Annotated in this window: 11 protein-coding genes; 4 read left to right on the top strand and 7 right to left on the bottom strand. The window is 70.7% G+C overall.

Annotated features, from left to right (window positions below; genetic code table 11):
- Positions 1 to 42 precede the first annotated feature (42 nt).
- Positions 43 to 612, top strand: coding sequence for a nitroreductase/quinone reductase family protein (locus tag ACFYPC_RS16645; RefSeq protein WP_388676256.1), 570 nt, complete (start codon positions 43 to 45; stop codon positions 610 to 612).
- A 186-nt stretch (positions 613 to 798) separates the two neighbouring features.
- Here the strand turns inward: ACFYPC_RS16645 and ACFYPC_RS16640 are convergent, their stop codons facing one another.
- Positions 799 to 1,434 carry a TetR family transcriptional regulator gene (locus ACFYPC_RS16640; RefSeq protein WP_388676253.1) on the bottom strand — a complete coding sequence of 212 codons (636 nt, stop codon included), beginning with the start codon at positions 1,432 to 1,434 and terminating at the stop codon, positions 799 to 801.
- Between the two features lie 327 nt (positions 1,435 to 1,761).
- Between ACFYPC_RS16640 and ACFYPC_RS16635 the strand changes: the two genes are divergently transcribed.
- Both ACFYPC_RS16635 and ACFYPC_RS16630 read left to right on the top strand, forming a co-directional pair.
- Positions 1,762 to 2,529: a VOC family protein gene (locus ACFYPC_RS16635; protein WP_388676016.1), complete on the top strand. Its 768-nt coding sequence runs from the start codon at positions 1,762 to 1,764 to the stop codon at positions 2,527 to 2,529.
- A 392-nt stretch (positions 2,530 to 2,921) separates the two neighbouring features.
- Positions 2,922 to 5,237 (top strand): PQQ-binding-like beta-propeller repeat protein, encoded by a 2,316-nt coding sequence (locus ACFYPC_RS16630; RefSeq protein WP_388676014.1) that lies wholly within the window; start codon positions 2,922 to 2,924, stop codon positions 5,235 to 5,237.
- A 170-nt stretch (positions 5,238 to 5,407) separates the two neighbouring features.
- Here the strand turns inward: ACFYPC_RS16630 and ACFYPC_RS16625 are convergent, their stop codons facing one another.
- Genes ACFYPC_RS16625 through ACFYPC_RS16615 form a run of 3 tightly spaced genes read right to left on the bottom strand, consistent with a single transcriptional unit; the run spans position 5,408 to position 7,789 of the window.
- On the bottom strand, positions 5,408 to 6,190 hold the full coding sequence (locus ACFYPC_RS16625) for an enoyl-CoA hydratase/isomerase family protein (protein ID WP_388676011.1): 783 nt from the start codon (positions 6,188 to 6,190) through the stop codon (positions 5,408 to 5,410).
- A complete protein-coding gene (locus ACFYPC_RS16620) occupies positions 6,187 to 6,633 on the bottom strand; it encodes a Zn-ribbon domain-containing OB-fold protein (protein ID WP_388676009.1) in 447 nt (148 codons plus the stop codon). The genes ACFYPC_RS16625 and ACFYPC_RS16620 overlap by 4 nt, the downstream gene beginning before the upstream one ends.
- Positions 6,634 to 6,640: 7 nt before the next feature.
- Positions 6,641 to 7,789, bottom strand: a complete 1,149-nt coding sequence (locus tag ACFYPC_RS16615; protein ID WP_388676006.1) for a lipid-transfer protein — start codon at positions 7,787 to 7,789, stop codon at positions 6,641 to 6,643.
- A 152-nt stretch (positions 7,790 to 7,941) separates the two neighbouring features.
- Between ACFYPC_RS16615 and ACFYPC_RS16610 the strand changes: the two genes are divergently transcribed.
- A complete protein-coding gene (locus tag ACFYPC_RS16610) occupies positions 7,942 to 9,540 on the top strand; it encodes a FadD3 family acyl-CoA ligase (protein ID WP_388676003.1) in 1,599 nt (532 codons plus the stop codon).
- Positions 9,541 to 9,655: 115 nt separating this feature from the next.
- On the opposite strand, the gene ACFYPC_RS16605 is transcribed toward ACFYPC_RS16610, so the two are convergent.
- The 3 genes from ACFYPC_RS16605 to ACFYPC_RS16595 form a co-directional block, all read right to left on the bottom strand.
- Entirely contained in the window at positions 9,656 to 10,408 is a 753-nt protein-coding gene (locus tag ACFYPC_RS16605; RefSeq protein ID WP_388676001.1) for a hypothetical protein, read from the bottom strand.
- A 680-nt stretch (positions 10,409 to 11,088) separates the two neighbouring features.
- Positions 11,089 to 11,316 carry a hypothetical protein gene (locus ACFYPC_RS16600; RefSeq protein WP_388675998.1) on the bottom strand — a complete coding sequence of 76 codons (228 nt, stop codon included), beginning with the start codon at positions 11,314 to 11,316 and terminating at the stop codon, positions 11,089 to 11,091.
- Positions 11,317 to 11,522: 206 nt separating this feature from the next.
- Positions 11,523 to 14,480 (bottom strand): BTAD domain-containing putative transcriptional regulator, encoded by a 2,958-nt coding sequence (locus ACFYPC_RS16595; RefSeq protein WP_388675995.1) that lies wholly within the window; start codon positions 14,478 to 14,480, stop codon positions 11,523 to 11,525.
- Positions 14,481 to 14,539: the final 59 nt, after the last annotated feature.

Below are 14,539 nucleotides of genomic sequence, written 5' to 3'. Positions count from 1 at the left end.
GCGGGTGCCGGTGCCGGTGCCGGTCGTCGAGTCGGAGGCAAAGTGCTGGGGGTCCGGCTGGTGCAGAGGGTCTCCTCGACCCGGGCGTTCGCGCGGCTCGCGCCGTATGTCGTTCCCGCGCTGGACCGTGTGGTGCACCGGCTGACGCGCGGCAAGGTGCTGCTCAGCGCGCAGATGCTGCCGGGGGTCGTCCTCAGCGTGCGCGGCGCCAGGAGCGGGGTGGAGCGTCGGACGCCATTGGCCTGTATGCCCGAGCCCGCGACTTCAGGCGCTTCAGGCGCTCCAGGTGCTTCAGATGCTTCAGATGTCGTGGGTGTCGGTGGTGTCGCGGGTGCCGCGGGTGTTACGGGTGCCGTCGGTCCGCGGAGCTGGATCCTCATCGGCTCCAACTTCGGGCGCCCGGATCACCCTGCCTGGACCGCCAATCTCCTTGCGCATCCGGACGCCGCGATCAGCTGGAAGGGCGAGGACATCGCCGTAACCGCTCATCTCCTGGAGGGGGACGAGCGGGCCGCGGCCTGGAAGGCGGTGGTGGCGTTCTGGCCGCCGTACGTCACCTATCAGGAGCGGATCGACCGGGAGATCCGGTTGTTCCGGATCGTACGGCGCTGAGCTCATCCGAAGGGGGCGAAGGGAAGGGTCGTGCGAAGGGGGCGAGGGGGAAGGGTTGTGCCGCGTCCACAACGCAGCGGGCGGCAGTCCACCTGGATGGATGGACTGCCGCCCGCATGACAGGAGTTGGGCAGCTGGACGGAAAGGGCAGGGCTGGGCTGGGACAGGAACAGGCGTGAAGGATGGTTACTTCGTGGGCTTCTTGCCCGTCACGCCCAGGTGCACCAACAGTGCCAGATTCGGCTTGAGTTCAGCCTGCTTGACGCCCCACGACTGGAAGCCCCGCTGGTGCGAGGCCACCGCCGCGAGCATGGCGACGAGGGAACCGGCCATCGCTGCCGGGTTCACGTCCTTGTCGACCTTGCCCTTGGACTGGAGTTCGGTGACCGTGTCCGTAAGGGAGTTGTTCACGGAGTTGAGGATCTTCATACGGATCTTGTAGAACCGTTTGTCGCCCTCGGCGGCACCCAGATCGACGACCCTGAGGATCGCGTCGTTGCGCCGCCAGAACTCCAGGAAGCCGTCGACGAGTTCCTGCGAGGTCTGCCAGCCGGCCTTGCCGACCCAGGAACGGCCATCGAGCAACTGGGCCAACCCGGCGCCCTCCGTGGCCATTTGCTCGGCGATCTCCAGGACGGCGCCTTCGACGTCCGGGAAGTACTGGTAGAAGGTCGCGGGTGAAGTGCCCGCCTTCCGGGCGACATCAATGACTTTGACGTCCCGGTAGGGCGAGGAGCTGAGCATCTCGCTGAGGCAGTCGAGCAGCTTCTGCCGGGTCGCCTGCCCACGCCGCCCGGCCACGCGGCCGTCGACGGTACGCACTTGTCCTGTCATGCCGTCAGCTTACCGAGGGGTGATCGGAGCGCGATTCGGCCGACTGCAAATGGGGTGCGGCTGCTCATCACAGGGGTGCGTGGGCCTGTTCACACCGGGTGCGGGCGCTGCTCACGCGGGGGACCGCGTGCCCGTGCGTGAACCCAGACACGGCCCCAGACACGAGCCCAGACACGAGCCCAGACACGGACCCAGACACGGCCCCAGACACGGCCCCAGACACGAGCCCGTACACGAACCCCCGTACACGAGCCCCCGTACACAAAGGGATGCGCATGCTCTGCGGGATGCGTGAAGGCCCGTTAGCTTGGCCGCATGGCCGAATCCGCCCCTTTGCCCGGGAGCCCCGCCGCCTTCTCCGAAGGTGTGCCCTGCTGGATCGACGCACAGCTCCCCGATGTCGCGGCCGGCAAGCGCTTCTACGGCGAGCTCTTCGGGTGGACCTTCGAGGAGGGGCACCACCCGGACGAACCCGGGGCTCCGGCGCGAGGGGCTGTGCGGGCGCGCCATCACGGCGAGCCCGTCGCCGCCCTCGTGCACAAGCGGGACGGCCGGATGCCCACCGTATGGACCGTGTACTTCGCGACGCCGGACGCCGTCGCGCTCGCCGGCCGGATCGAGGCGGAGGGCGGTCAGCTGATCACCGCGCCGACGCCGGTGGGCGACTTGGGCACGAGGGCCCTCGCGGCCGACCCGGAGGGCGCGGTCTTCGGCATCTGGCAGGCCGGTACCCACCCCGGCTTCGGCAGGCGCCACGAGCCGGGCACCTTCTGCTGGGCCGAGCTGTACGCCCGGGACATGGCGACCGTCGACCAGTTCTACGGCACCGTCTTCCTGGAGGCCCTCTTCGGTCCCGACGCCTCCCCCGACTTCGGGCGGGCCCCCGTGTCCGACGTGTTCCCGGCCGAGATGCCGCCCCACTTCCTCGTGCACTTCGGCGTCGAGGACTGTGACGCCGTCATCGGGACGGTCAACCGGCTCGGCGGCCGCGTCCAGGCCCCGCCCTTCGACACGTCGTACGGGCGGGTGGCGGTGGTCACGGACAACCAGGGGGCGTCGTTCGCCGTACTTGAGCGGCCCTAGCCGGTAGAAGCCGTACTTGAGCGGTCCTAGCCGGTAGAAGCCGTACTTGAGCGGTCCTAGCCGGTAGAAGCCGTACTTCAGCGGCCCTAACCGGCAGGGGCCGTACTTCCGTCGGTCCCAGCAGTCAGGTGGCGCGGCAGGGTTGTAATTGACATGGCCTATGGGGCGTAAAAAGTCTTGTCCCGGCCGTATACGGGGGTGGGGGTCCCGGCCGTGCTCGAAAGTGCGGCCATTTTGCCCCAGGACACCCCGTTCCGCCCCCGGGTTCGCAACCATCGGCTCGGACAGGAAGAATCGGGGTGCGTGCCGCCATGGCGGTGCGGTGGTGAGACGCTGCACTGGGTCGCGTTCACACGTGGATGGCGTGGCCCGTACGGGGAGGTGGCAGGCAAGTGGTGGATCAGCTGACGCAGCACGATCCGCGTCGGATCGGGCCGTTCGAGGTGCTGGGGCGGCTGGGTGCCGGCGGCATGGGGCTGGTCTATCTCGCGCGCTCGGCCTCCGGCCGGCGCGTGGCGATCAAGACGGTCAGGACGGAGCTCGCCGAGGACCAGTTGTTCCGGGTCCGTTTCTCGCGCGAGGTCGAGGCGGCCCGGGCTGTGTCGGGCTTCTACACGGCGGCGGTGGTCGACGCCGACGCGCGCGCGGCCGTGCCGTGGCTGGCCACCGCGTACGTGCCCGCTCCCTCGCTGGAAGAAATAGTGAATGAGTGCGGGCCGATGCCGGCCCAGGCGGTGCGCTGGCTGGCGGCCGGTGTCGCGGAGGCGCTGCAGTCCATCCACGGCGCGGGCCTCGTCCACCGCGACCTGAAGCCCTCGAACGTCCTCGTCGTCGAGGACGGTCCACGAGTGATCGACTTCGGTATCGCCTCCGGCGTCTCGAACACCCGTCTGACCATGACGAACGTCGCCGTCGGTACGCCCGCCTACATGTCGCCCGAGCAGGCCAAGGACTCGCGCAGCGTGACCGGCGCCAGTGACGTCTTCTCGCTCGGCTCGATGCTCGTCTTCGCCGCCACCGGCCACGCCCCCTTCCACGGCGCGAACCCCGTCGAGACCGTCTTCATGCTGCTCAGGGAGGGCCCGGACCTCGAAGGCCTGCCCGAGGAACTGCGCCCCCTGATCGAGTCCTGTATGCAGATGGAGGCCGCGGGCCGCCCCAACCCCGCCGACCTCCAGGCCCAGCTGGCACCCCACCTCTTCGGCTCCGGATCCGATGACAGCGGTACGGCGTCGGCGTGGCTGCCCGAGCGCGCGGTGACCCTGATCGAGCAGCGCCGAGGGGGCCGGCCGCCCGCGAAGCCCTCGCCGTCGGCGGGCCGCAGCGGTGGCGGGCGCGTGCCGCCTCCGCCCGCGCACGCCCCCCTGCCCGTCGGGGCGCCCGACACCGGCCCCGTACGCCTCGCGGGCGGCAAGGTGCCCATCGGCCCAGGTCCGCGCGTCGCCGACGCCCGCGCCGCCGCTGTCAAGGCACCCCCTCCGGAGGCGGGACTCGCCGCGTCCTGGTCCCGGCCGCGCGCCGGCGTGAACGGCGCCGACCCCGCGCCCGTCGCCGCGCCCCCCGCGCCGGACTCCCCGGCCGGCTGGCGGCCGTGGCGCTTCCGCATGTCGAACGACGTATGGGGTACGCCCGCGGTCGCCGACGACCTCGTCTACGTCACCTCCTTCGAGGTGCACGCCCTGGACGTCGCGACCGGCCGGCGCCGCTTCAAGACGCGCGACGTGGCCTGGTCCATGTCGGTGGCGGACGGCCGTATCCACGCCTCCGACGGCCCCACGCTCTTCGCACTGAACGCCCGGGAGGGCGGGGACCTGTGGCGGCTGTCGACGGACGCCTGGGTGTACTCGCTCAAGGCCGACCGGGGCACCGTCGTCACCGGCACGCGTGGCGGCGGCGTACAGGCCTGGGAGGCCGCCAACGGCCACAAACTGTGGGAGCTCACCGGCGCCCAGACCGACTTCGAGTCCCCGGAGGCCGGGCCCGCCGTCCACGACGGCACCGTGTACGTCTGGCAGGACGCCCGGCTGCGTGCACTGGAGGCCCGTACCGGCAAGGAGCGCTGGTCCTACCCGATCGGTGACGCGGCTTCCTGCGGCGGCGTGCCCGTGCGGATCACCCAGGGGCCCGACGGGTACGTGTACATCTCCGCCGGCACCCGCGTCCTCGCCGTCGACGTGGCGAACGGTCACGTCCGCTGGCACTTCGAGGCCCCGGCGGTCTTCCTCTGCCCGCCGACCTTCGTGCCGGGTCCCGCCGTCACCGGCGGTGGCGTCTACCTCGCCGACTACCTCGGCACCGTGTACGCCCTGGACGCCGCCGACGGCCGCGATCGCTGGCGCATCGCGACGGAGTCCCGCGCCTCCATCGAACCGGTCCTCGTCGCCGCCGGTCACGTCCACGTCGGCAGCGGCAAGGGCCTCTACACCCTCGACGCCGTCACCGGCACCCCCAAGTGGCGCTTCCAGGCGGGCGGCGACCTGGTCGGCGCCCCGGCCGTCGCCGAGGGCCGCATCCACTTCGGCTCCACCGACCATCTGCTGTACACCCTGAAGGCGGACGACGGGCGGCTGCGCTGGAAGCTCGCCACGGGGGGTGAGATCACCGGAGCCCCGGTGGTCAAGGACGGCGTCGTGTACGCCTGCAGCAAGGACCGCTGCGTGTACGCGCTGGACGCGGAGAAGGGGACGGGGACGGCTCGGACGGTGTGAGGGGGAGTTTTCGCCCCCTCCGCCCCTGCTGCACTGGCCTCAGCCCGTCCGGCGTTTGAGGACGAGCGCGTTCAGCGCGACAGCGGGGGTCTGGGGGCGGCAGCCCCCAGGAGCAAGGGACGGGTAGGGGCGGAGGGGGCGAGAAACCACCCCCACCCCCGTCACCCGCCTCAGCGGGTCCTGAACCCCGTGCCGCGGGCCGCGAACAGGCTCGCCTGGCGGTCCCTCGGCAGGTTGCCGAGGGAGACGAGATGCGGCGCGTGGGCGAGCGCCTGGGTGCGGGCCGGCTCCTGCGCGGCCCACAGCGCACGCACGGTGCCCTGGACGGCCTCGGCCGGATAAGAGGCGATGACGACGGCGCAGGCCACGGCCGCCGCCAACGCCCCACCGGAAACGGTGAGTTCGGACACCAGCCCCACCTCGTACGCACGCCGCGCCGAAATCCGCTCGGCGGTCCCCATCAACGCCATCCGCGCCACATCCCCGAACGGCATCCGCTGCGCCATGTAGACGGACTCGTACGCGCTGACCATCCCGTATGTGGTGTGCGGATCGAAGAACGTCGCCGTCTCGTCCGCGACGACGAACTCCGATTCCCCCAGTAGGTAGAAGGCCCCGCCGCAGGCCATGCCGTTGACGGCCGCGATGACCGGCTTCCACAGGTCGTTCGCCTTCGGCCCGATGGCGAGGAGCGGATCGTCCACCATGTAGGGGGAGTTGGGCTGCGGGACGTCGACGCCCCGGTCGATCCCGGTGCAGAAGGCCCGCTCGCCCGCCCCGGTGACGACGAGGGCCCTTACGGAGTCGTCGTACCGGAACTCCCGCCATGCCGAGGCGAGTTCCGAGGCCGTCTCGACGTCGATGGCGTTGAGTTTCTCCGGCCGGTCGAGGGTCAGGACGGCGACCCCGGTGTCCTTGTCGGCGCTGACGCGCAGGCCGCTGCCGCCGCTCATGACCGCTCCAGGATCCAGTGGGGCACGGACATCCCGGCGACCTCGGTGAACACGGCCTGCACCCGCGCCCCGATCCGAATCCGGTCAACCGCAACGGAGTTGAGCGGCGCGCCGGGCCCGCTCACCAGATTCCCCACCAGCCGGATCCGCGGAGCCTCCGCGAGCTCGACCACGATCGCGTTGTACGGAGCCTGCGCGGCGTACGCGGGTAGGAGCGGCGGGTGCGGGACGACGTACGACCAGATACGCCCCCGCTCGCTCATCCTGCGCCACTCGCTCGCGAAGGAGTGGCAGAGCGGGCAGCAGGGGCGGGGCGGGAAGCGGAGTTCGCCGCAGTCGGCGCAGGCCTGGATGCGGAGTTCGCCGCGGGCGGCGTACTGCCAGAAGGGGGCACCGTCGTCGTCGGGGACGGGGGAGAGGAGGGTGGTCTCGTCGTTTCTCATGGGTCGGTCAACTCCTCAGGAGAAGGGCGGAGGTCGGGACGCCCTCGCCGGCCGTGACCAGGCAGGTGGCGGCGCCCGGCACTTGGGCGGTGCTGGTGCCCCGCAGTTGCTTCACCCCTTCGTTGATGAGGTTGAAGCCGTGCACATACGCCTCGGAGAGACCGCCTCCCCCCGTGTTCACGGGCAGCCGCCCGCCGATCTCCAGCGCACCGCCCTCCGTGAACCCCGCGCCCTCGCCCTTCCCGCAGAAGCCGTACCCCTCCAGGGAGAGCGGAATGAGAGGCGTGAACGCGTCGTAGATCTGCGCGACATCCACATCGTGGGGCGTGAAGTCGGCGTGCTTCCACAGGTGTCGGGCGGCGGTCCAGGCGGGGCCGGTTAGCGGATCGTCGTTCCAGTAGTTGACCATGCCGTGATGCTGGGCGGGCAGGCCCTGGGCGGCGGAATGGACGTACACGGGCTTGCGTCGGCAGTCCCTGGCCCGCTCGGCGGAGACGATGACACACGCCAACGCACCATCCGTCTCAAGGCAGTTGTCGAAGAGGCAGAGGGGTTCGCTGATCCAGCGGGAGGTCATGTACATCTCGCGGGTGAGGGGGCGCTCGTACATGATCGCGGCCGGGTTCTGGTTGGCGCGGTTGCGGCAGGCGAGGGCGACGTTGAAGAGGTGGTCGCGGGTCGCGCCGTACTCGTGCATGTAGCGGCGTGCCAGCATGCCGATCTCGTCGGCGGGTCTGAGCAGCCCGAAGGGTCGCGTCCACTGGGCCGGGGTGGGGAGTTGGACGCTCGTGTTCGTCCAGGGCCGGGGCCCGCTGCCCCGCTTCCGCGACCGCCAGGCCACACCCACGCTCGCCTGTCCGGTGGCGATGGCGGCGGCGAGATGCGCGACGGTGGCGCACGAACCCCCGCCCCCGTACCCCACTTTGCTGAAGAAGGTGAGGTCACCGAACCCGACGGCCTTCGCCACCTCCACCTCGTCGGTCTCCTCCATGGTGTAGGAGGCGAGCCCGTCGACCTCGGCCGGCTCGATCCCGGCGTCGCGGAGCGCGGCGAGAACCGCCCGACAGGCCAAGGCCTTCTCGGACTCGGGGAGTTGCCTGGCGAACGCGGTCTGCCCGATCCCGACGATGGCAGTGGCGTCCTTGATTCCCGGCATGGTCCTGGGAGTCCTGGGAGTGGCCCTTTTCGCGGTCCTTGCCATGTGCGCGCACCTCCGCACGGAGTCCCGACTGCTGACAGACCGTCAGGCTACAGCTAATCTGACGGTCAGTCAGTTAGGGCGTTTCGGGTGGTGCAGGGAGGCGTGAGATGCGCGGAGACCTGGAGTGGGGCAGCATCCCGGGACTGGTCCGGTCGGCGGCGGCACGCTTCGCGGACCGGGAGGCGGTGGTGGACGGCCGTACGCGCATCTCGTACGAGGAGTTGGGTGCCCGCGTCGAACGCGCGACGGCGGCCTGTCTCGCGAGTGGGGTCCGGCCCGGCGACCGGGTCGCCATCTGGGCCCCGAACACCTTCGACTGGATCGTCTCCGCGCTCGGCGCGGTGTCGGCGGGAGCCGTCCTGGTCCCGCTGAACACGCGCTTCAAGGGGACGGAGGCGGCGTACGTACTGGCCCGCAGCCGAGCCCGCCTGCTCTTCGTGACCGGCACGTTCCTGGGCACGTCGTACGTGGCGTCGCTGCGGCGCGCCGCGGGGGAGGGCGACGGCGCGGGCCCGCTCCCCGGCCTCCCGCACCTTCAACAGGTGGTCGTGCTCTCGGACGACGCCCCCGCCGACTTCCGTACCTGGAAGGACTTCCTGGCCTCCGGGGAGGGCGTGGGCGCGGCGGAAGTACGCGAACGGGAAGCCGTCCTCTCCGGAACCTCCCCTTCCGACATCGTCTTCACCTCCGGCACGACGGGCCGCCCCAAAGGCGCGGTGATCACCCACGCGCAGACCCTGCGCGGCTACGCGATCTGGAGCGAACTCGCCGGCCTGCGCGAAGGCGACCGCTACCTGATCGTGAACCCCTTCTTCCACACCTTCGGCTACAAGGCCGGCATCGTGGCCTGCCTGATGCGCGGCGCGACGATGATCCCGCAACCGGTGTTCGACGTCGACACGGTCCTCGCGAACGTCGCCTCGGAACGGATATCGGTCCTCCCGGGCCCGCCCACCCTCCATCAGTCCCTGCTGGACCACCCCTCCAGGGACGCACACGACCTCTCCGCGCTGCGCCTCGTCGTGACGGGCGCGGCGGTGGTCCCCCTGCGGCTCGTGGAACGGCTGCGGACAGAGCTGAAGATCGACACGGTCCTGACGGCGTACGGGCTTTCGGAGGCGAGCGGCATCGTCACGATGTGCCGCCGTGGAGACGCCCCGACCGTGATCGCCTCGACGTCCGGGCGGGCTATCCCGGACACGGAGGTACGGGTGGTGGGGCCCACAGGGGAGCCCCTCGCGCCGGGCACCCCCGGCGAGGTCCTCGTCCGCGGCTTCAACGTCATGCAGGGCTACTTCGAGGATCCGACGGCCACGTCCGCCGTGCTGGACGCGGACGGCTGGCTGCGCACGGGCGATGTGGGGGTGCTGGACAGGACCGGCAACCTCCGCATCACCGACCGCCTCAAGGACATGTTCATCGTGGGAGGCTTCAACGCCTACCCCGCCGAGATCGAACAGCTCCTCGGCCTCCACCCGGACGTCGCCGACGTGGCGGTGATCGGGATCCCGGACGGGCGCCTTGGGGAAGTCGGCAAGGCGTATGTCGTACGGCGTCCGGGGGCCGTGGTGACGGGGGACGACCTGATCGGCTGGGCTCGACGCGAGATGGCGAACTACAAGGTGCCGCGGGTGGTGGAGTTCGTGGGGGAGCTGCCTCGGAACGCCGGGGGGAAGGTGGTGAAGGGGGAGTTGCGGGGGCGGTGAGGCGGCGGGGATGGGGTCGGGATGGTGGGGGCTGTCGGCGACGGGCGGCTGCCAGGCGTGGGGTCGGGATGGCGGGGCTGTCGGCGACGGAGCCCGTGCCACAGGCATGGGGAGGCTACGCTTCCGCGCTTCCTGGGCGGGTAAATGGGCGGGTAAATGGGCGCGGCTCGGTGAGCGGACCGAGCTTGGTGAGGGCCTGGTGGATCTCCTCGATGATCTGGGCGGGGCGTCCGAAGGCGTCCGCTGCGGTGTAGCGGAGGAGGAGGCGTACCTCCGGGCACTGGAGGACTTCGTTGTAGCGGGCGATGTCCCGGTGGTGGGACGAGCGGGTGCCGTGGTAGGCGTAACCCTCGATCTCGACGGCCAGTCCCTCCGCCCGGAAGAGGAAGTCCAGGCGGCAACGGCGGCCGCCGGGGGTGAGGAGTTCGGCCTGGGGCTCCGGATGGAGGCCTGCGTCGTGCATGCGCAGCCGTGCGATTGTCTCCGCGGGTGAGCCGGCGTACCGGTCGGCGAGCTTCAGCCGGCGCCGGGCCCTGGCCGCCCCGAGCAGAGGAGCTTCCAGCGCGGCTGCGATCACGTCGCGAGTCGCGAGCGGTGCGCGGCGGATTCCGTCGACCCTGCGCCAAGTGAGCGCCGACTCGGTGGCAACGAGTGCGTCGTCCCTCGACCCGGCTCGCAGCAGATCCGCGAGCGTGCGCCCGACACTCGTGATCCGCAGGCCCCCTCGCTCGACCACATCGCCCCGCGCGAGAGGCAGCCGGTACACGCGCACGCCGTTGCCCTCCCGCCGGACGGACAGACTGGGGTCACAGAACTCCAGGGCGGTTTCTGGAGCGCTCCTCTGCGTCGCCGCTCCTTGGGCTGCCATCCCTGGCACCGTCGGCCCTTGCGCCGCCACCCCTGGTGCCGTCGGCCCTTGCGCCGCCACCCCTGGCACTGTCGGCCCTTGCGCCGCCACCCCTGGTGCCGTCGCTCCCCGTGCTGCCGCCCCTTGTGCCGTCGTCCTCTGCGCCGTTCCCGCCGTTCCCGCCGTTCCTTGGGGCAGGTTCAGCACCTCGATCTGCCAGAGTGCGGCCGCCGAGCGGTGGCTGATCACGAGCTGAGGTGTGAGCAGCTGCACGGCACGCAGCCGCACGGAAAGGTCCACGCGTCGCCCCGGCTCGGCCCAGGCCCCGGCCCGAATCCGGGTCCACCCCTCCACCCCGAGCTTCCGGAAGAGACTCTGCCTGGCCCACCCACCCTCAAGAGCACGCGAAACAAGCAAAACCCCTTCATCAGCAATCGCACCCAACCCCATCCGCTCCACACCCCCACACTCCCGCACCTCCCCCCCTTCCACTCCCCCTGTGGATATCGGAGGTCGGCCAGGATGATGAGGGATTGGCAGATATGTCCCAGCGGTGGGGCTCGCGACCAGGCATTTTCGTGATGGTGGGCGGGACGTATCTGCCAATCGCCGCGCGAAGCGGGTTGGGCGCCGGGTATGCATCGGCCGCGGTGGCTCCCCCTCCGCGCCACCGCGGCCGATCCCCGTCGGGATGGAGGTTCTTAGCGATCCAGGTCCAGGACGGGCGGGGCGGGGGCGTGGTTGTCCATGGTGGCTACGGTGTTGTCGACCGGCGGGGCGGGCGCGTGGTTGTCCATCGCGACGATGGTGTCGTCGGCAGGTGGGGTGGGTGCGTGGTTGTCCTCGGCGGCGTTCGTGCCGTCGACCGGCGGCACGGGCGCGTGGTTGTCCTGGGTGGTGGCGTCAGCGTTCTTCTGCTTGTCACTCATGGCTGCGAACTCCCCGCTTTTCGACTGAAGTCTGTTGGGAGCCCCTGTCCGGCAACTCCCCCGAGGGTCGCCGGACAGGGGCCGAATGGACTCTCACACAAGGTGGTGAGTCCCAGTGACCCGCCTGCCCCCCGACGCAACGGATCAGTGCGCTGAGCATGTCAGCGGGGCATAAACAATCGATGAACGCCCTTGAGTCGGACGTCTCAGGCAGCGGAGGCGGGAGCGAGCAACGTTCGTACGTCCGCTGCCTCCGCCGCACCGGACGCTTCGTACAGCGCGAGCGCCTCGAGCCAGCAGGCGCGTGCGCGGTCCACCTGGCCCAGGGCGTCAAGTGATCGCCCCAGGGTCGTAAGGACGTTGGCTCGCATGCGGTCTCCACCGATGCAGCCGATCGCGAGAGCCTGCTCCGCATGCTGTGCGGCCATCGCCGATTGACGCCCCGCGAGGTGGGCCTGCGCGATGCGGAGGTGGGTGGTTCCCTCCCAGAGGCGCTGGCGGTTCGTCTGGAACATCTGTAGGGCCTCGTTCAGCTCACTCAATGCCTCCGACGGGCGCCCGGCCTGTGTGAGGGCCAGCCCCAGGGCGTACCGGGCGTTGGCCAGCCGCAAGGTCAGACCCAGGCGGTCATAGATGTCAATGCCTTGCTGGGCGAGTGAAATGGCACGCGCAGTACGGCCCATGGCGAGATGAACCCGAGAGAGGTTGCACAAGGCGCTTGCTTGGAGGGGATGGTTTCCGTCCGCTCGTGAACCTTCGATCACCGAGAGGAGGTGCTCCTCGGCGTCTGCGTTTCGGCCTTGGATGAACGCGATGATCCCTCGGTCGTTGCTCGTCCAGTGGAGCGCGGAGGCGTCATCGACCGAGCTCGCGAGCAGCACTGCCTGGCGCGCCTCTTCGTCGGCCTCGCCATAACGCCCGGCCACGAGATGGACGTTGGTCAACGTTGTCCGGGCGCGCCCCTCCGCACGGTGGTCGCCGAAGGCGTGGGCGGCGTCCCTGGCGGCGAGAGCCGCGGTCTCGTACTGCTTCGAGTTGGCCCCCGACTCCCCCAAGTCCTTCGCGGCCCACAGCAGGTCCACTCCTCGGCGCAGCCGACTGCCTCCAACTGCCTGCCTCGCACACGCCAGTAGGCAGTTGGCCTCGGAGTACAGCCAGTCGAGAGCCTCCTGGCGGTCGCTGAACTGCAGGCCTGCGTACTGTGTCGGCTCAAGGTGATCCACCAAGCGGTCTCCTGGCCGCTCGATCGCGAAGACACCCGCCGCCGTAGCCAAATAAAAGTCCAGCAACCGGGACATAGCCGCATCCCGCTCCCCACCCGGCTGCTCATCCCGCTCCGCGCACGCCCGGGCGTAAAGCCGCACCAGATCGTGGTACCGATACCGCCCCGGCGCCGCCGACTCCAGGAGCGAGGTGTCGACGAGGGACTCCAGCAGGTCCTCGGTGTCGTCCACCGTCAGGTCGAGGACCGCGGCTGCCGCTGCCAGGGACATGTCGGGACCGTCCGCCAGCCCCAGCAGCCGGAACGCACGGGCCTGTGCCGGCTCCAGCTGGCCGTAGCCCAGTTCGAAGGTCGCCTTGACCGCGAGGTCGCCCGCCTGCAACTCGTCCAGGCGGCGCCGCTCGTCCCCGAGCTTCGCCGCCAGTACGGACACCGTCCACGTACGCCGGGCGGCCAGCCGCGACGCCGCGATGCGGATCGCCAGCGGAAGGAACCCGCAGGCCGCGACCACGTCGAGCGCCGCCTCGCGCTCCGACTCCACCCGCTCCCGCCCCACGATCTTCGTGAAGAGCTGGAGAGCCTCCTCGGGCGACATCACGTCCAGGTCGACCAGATGGGCCCCGGCCAGGTCCACCATGCGCACGCGTGAGGTGACCAGGGCCGCGCAGCCTTCCGTCCCCGGAAGCAGCGGACGTACCTGTGCGGCATCCCGGGCGTTGTCCAGCAGGACCAGCACGCGGCGGCCGTCGAGTACGGAACGGTAGAGGGCTGAGCGCTCCTCCAGGGAGTCCGGGATGGCGGAGTCGGCCGTGCCCAGGGCGCGCAGGAACGCGCCGAGTACCGTCTCCGGCTCGGCCGACCGCGCCCCCGCCCCCTGGAGGTCCACGTACAGCTGCCCGTCCGGGAAAGCACCCCGTGACTGGTGGGCCACGTGCACGGCCAGCGTGGTCTTCCCGACGCCGCCGATGCCCGCCAGCGCGGAGACGGCCATGACGCGGCCCTCGCCCTCGTCGGAGGAGGCGGAGGCCAGGACGTCGCTCAGTTCCTGGACGAAGGAGACGCGGCCGGTGAAGTCCGTGACCGTGGCCGGGAGTTGGGCCGGGCGGACCGGCGCTGTCGCGGGCTCCGCGGCCGGGGCGGACGGTTCGGCCAGGGCCGGGTCCGCCTGGAGAATCCGCTGTTGGAGTTCCTTCAGGCCCGCTCGCGGGTCCACGCCCAGTTCGTCGGCAAGCAGGCGCCGGGTGTCCGCGTACACGGCCAACGCCTCCGCCTGTCGCCCGCTCCGGTACAGCGCGAGCATCAGGAGTTCACGTAGGCGCTCCCGGAGCGGATGCGCCGCCGTGAGCGCGGTCAGCTCGGACACGGCCTCCGCGTGGCAGCCCTGCTCCAGGTCCATGTCCAGGCAGGATTCGAGGAGTTGGAGGCGGAACTCCTCCAGCCGCGCACGCTGCGTATCCGCGGAGGGGCCCGGCATGTTGGCCAGCGGCTCGCCCTCCCACAGGCTCAGTGCCCGCCTCAGTACATCGCGGGCGTGGCAGAGATCGCCGGCGGTGCGTGCCTTCTCGGCGTCGTTCGCGAGTTCCTGGGCGAGGGCGAGGTCCAGCGTTCCGCCGCCGCCGGACAGCCGGATCGCGTAACCGCCGGACTCGCTGACCAGGATTTCGGGGCCCAGCGTCTTCCTGAGCCGTGAGGCGTACGTACGGACGGTGGCCAGTGCCTGGGCCGGGGGATCGTCACCCCACAGGGCGTCGATCAGTTCGGCGGCCGTGGCCGTACGTCCTTCGCGGAGCAGCAGGACCGCCAGCAGGGCGCGTTGCTGCGGGGAGCCCGCGGGCAGGAGTTCCTCTCCGCGCCAGGCGCGCACCGGGCCGAGCACGCAGAAGCGCAATGCCGCCGGTTCCTCGCGACCCCGCTGCTTCGGTACTCGCGGCACACCGTCCATCGCTGCCCCCTGCCGAACCGTTGGTACTGGGACGCCAGTTTGCCTTGTTCATGGCGGAT

Source organism: Streptomyces sp. NPDC005808, from assembly GCF_042871385.1.
GTDB lineage: Bacteria > Actinomycetota > Actinomycetes > Streptomycetales > Streptomycetaceae > Streptomyces.
Note: the sequence above shows the minus strand (reverse complement) of the source record. Positions and strands in the feature narration are given on the sequence as shown.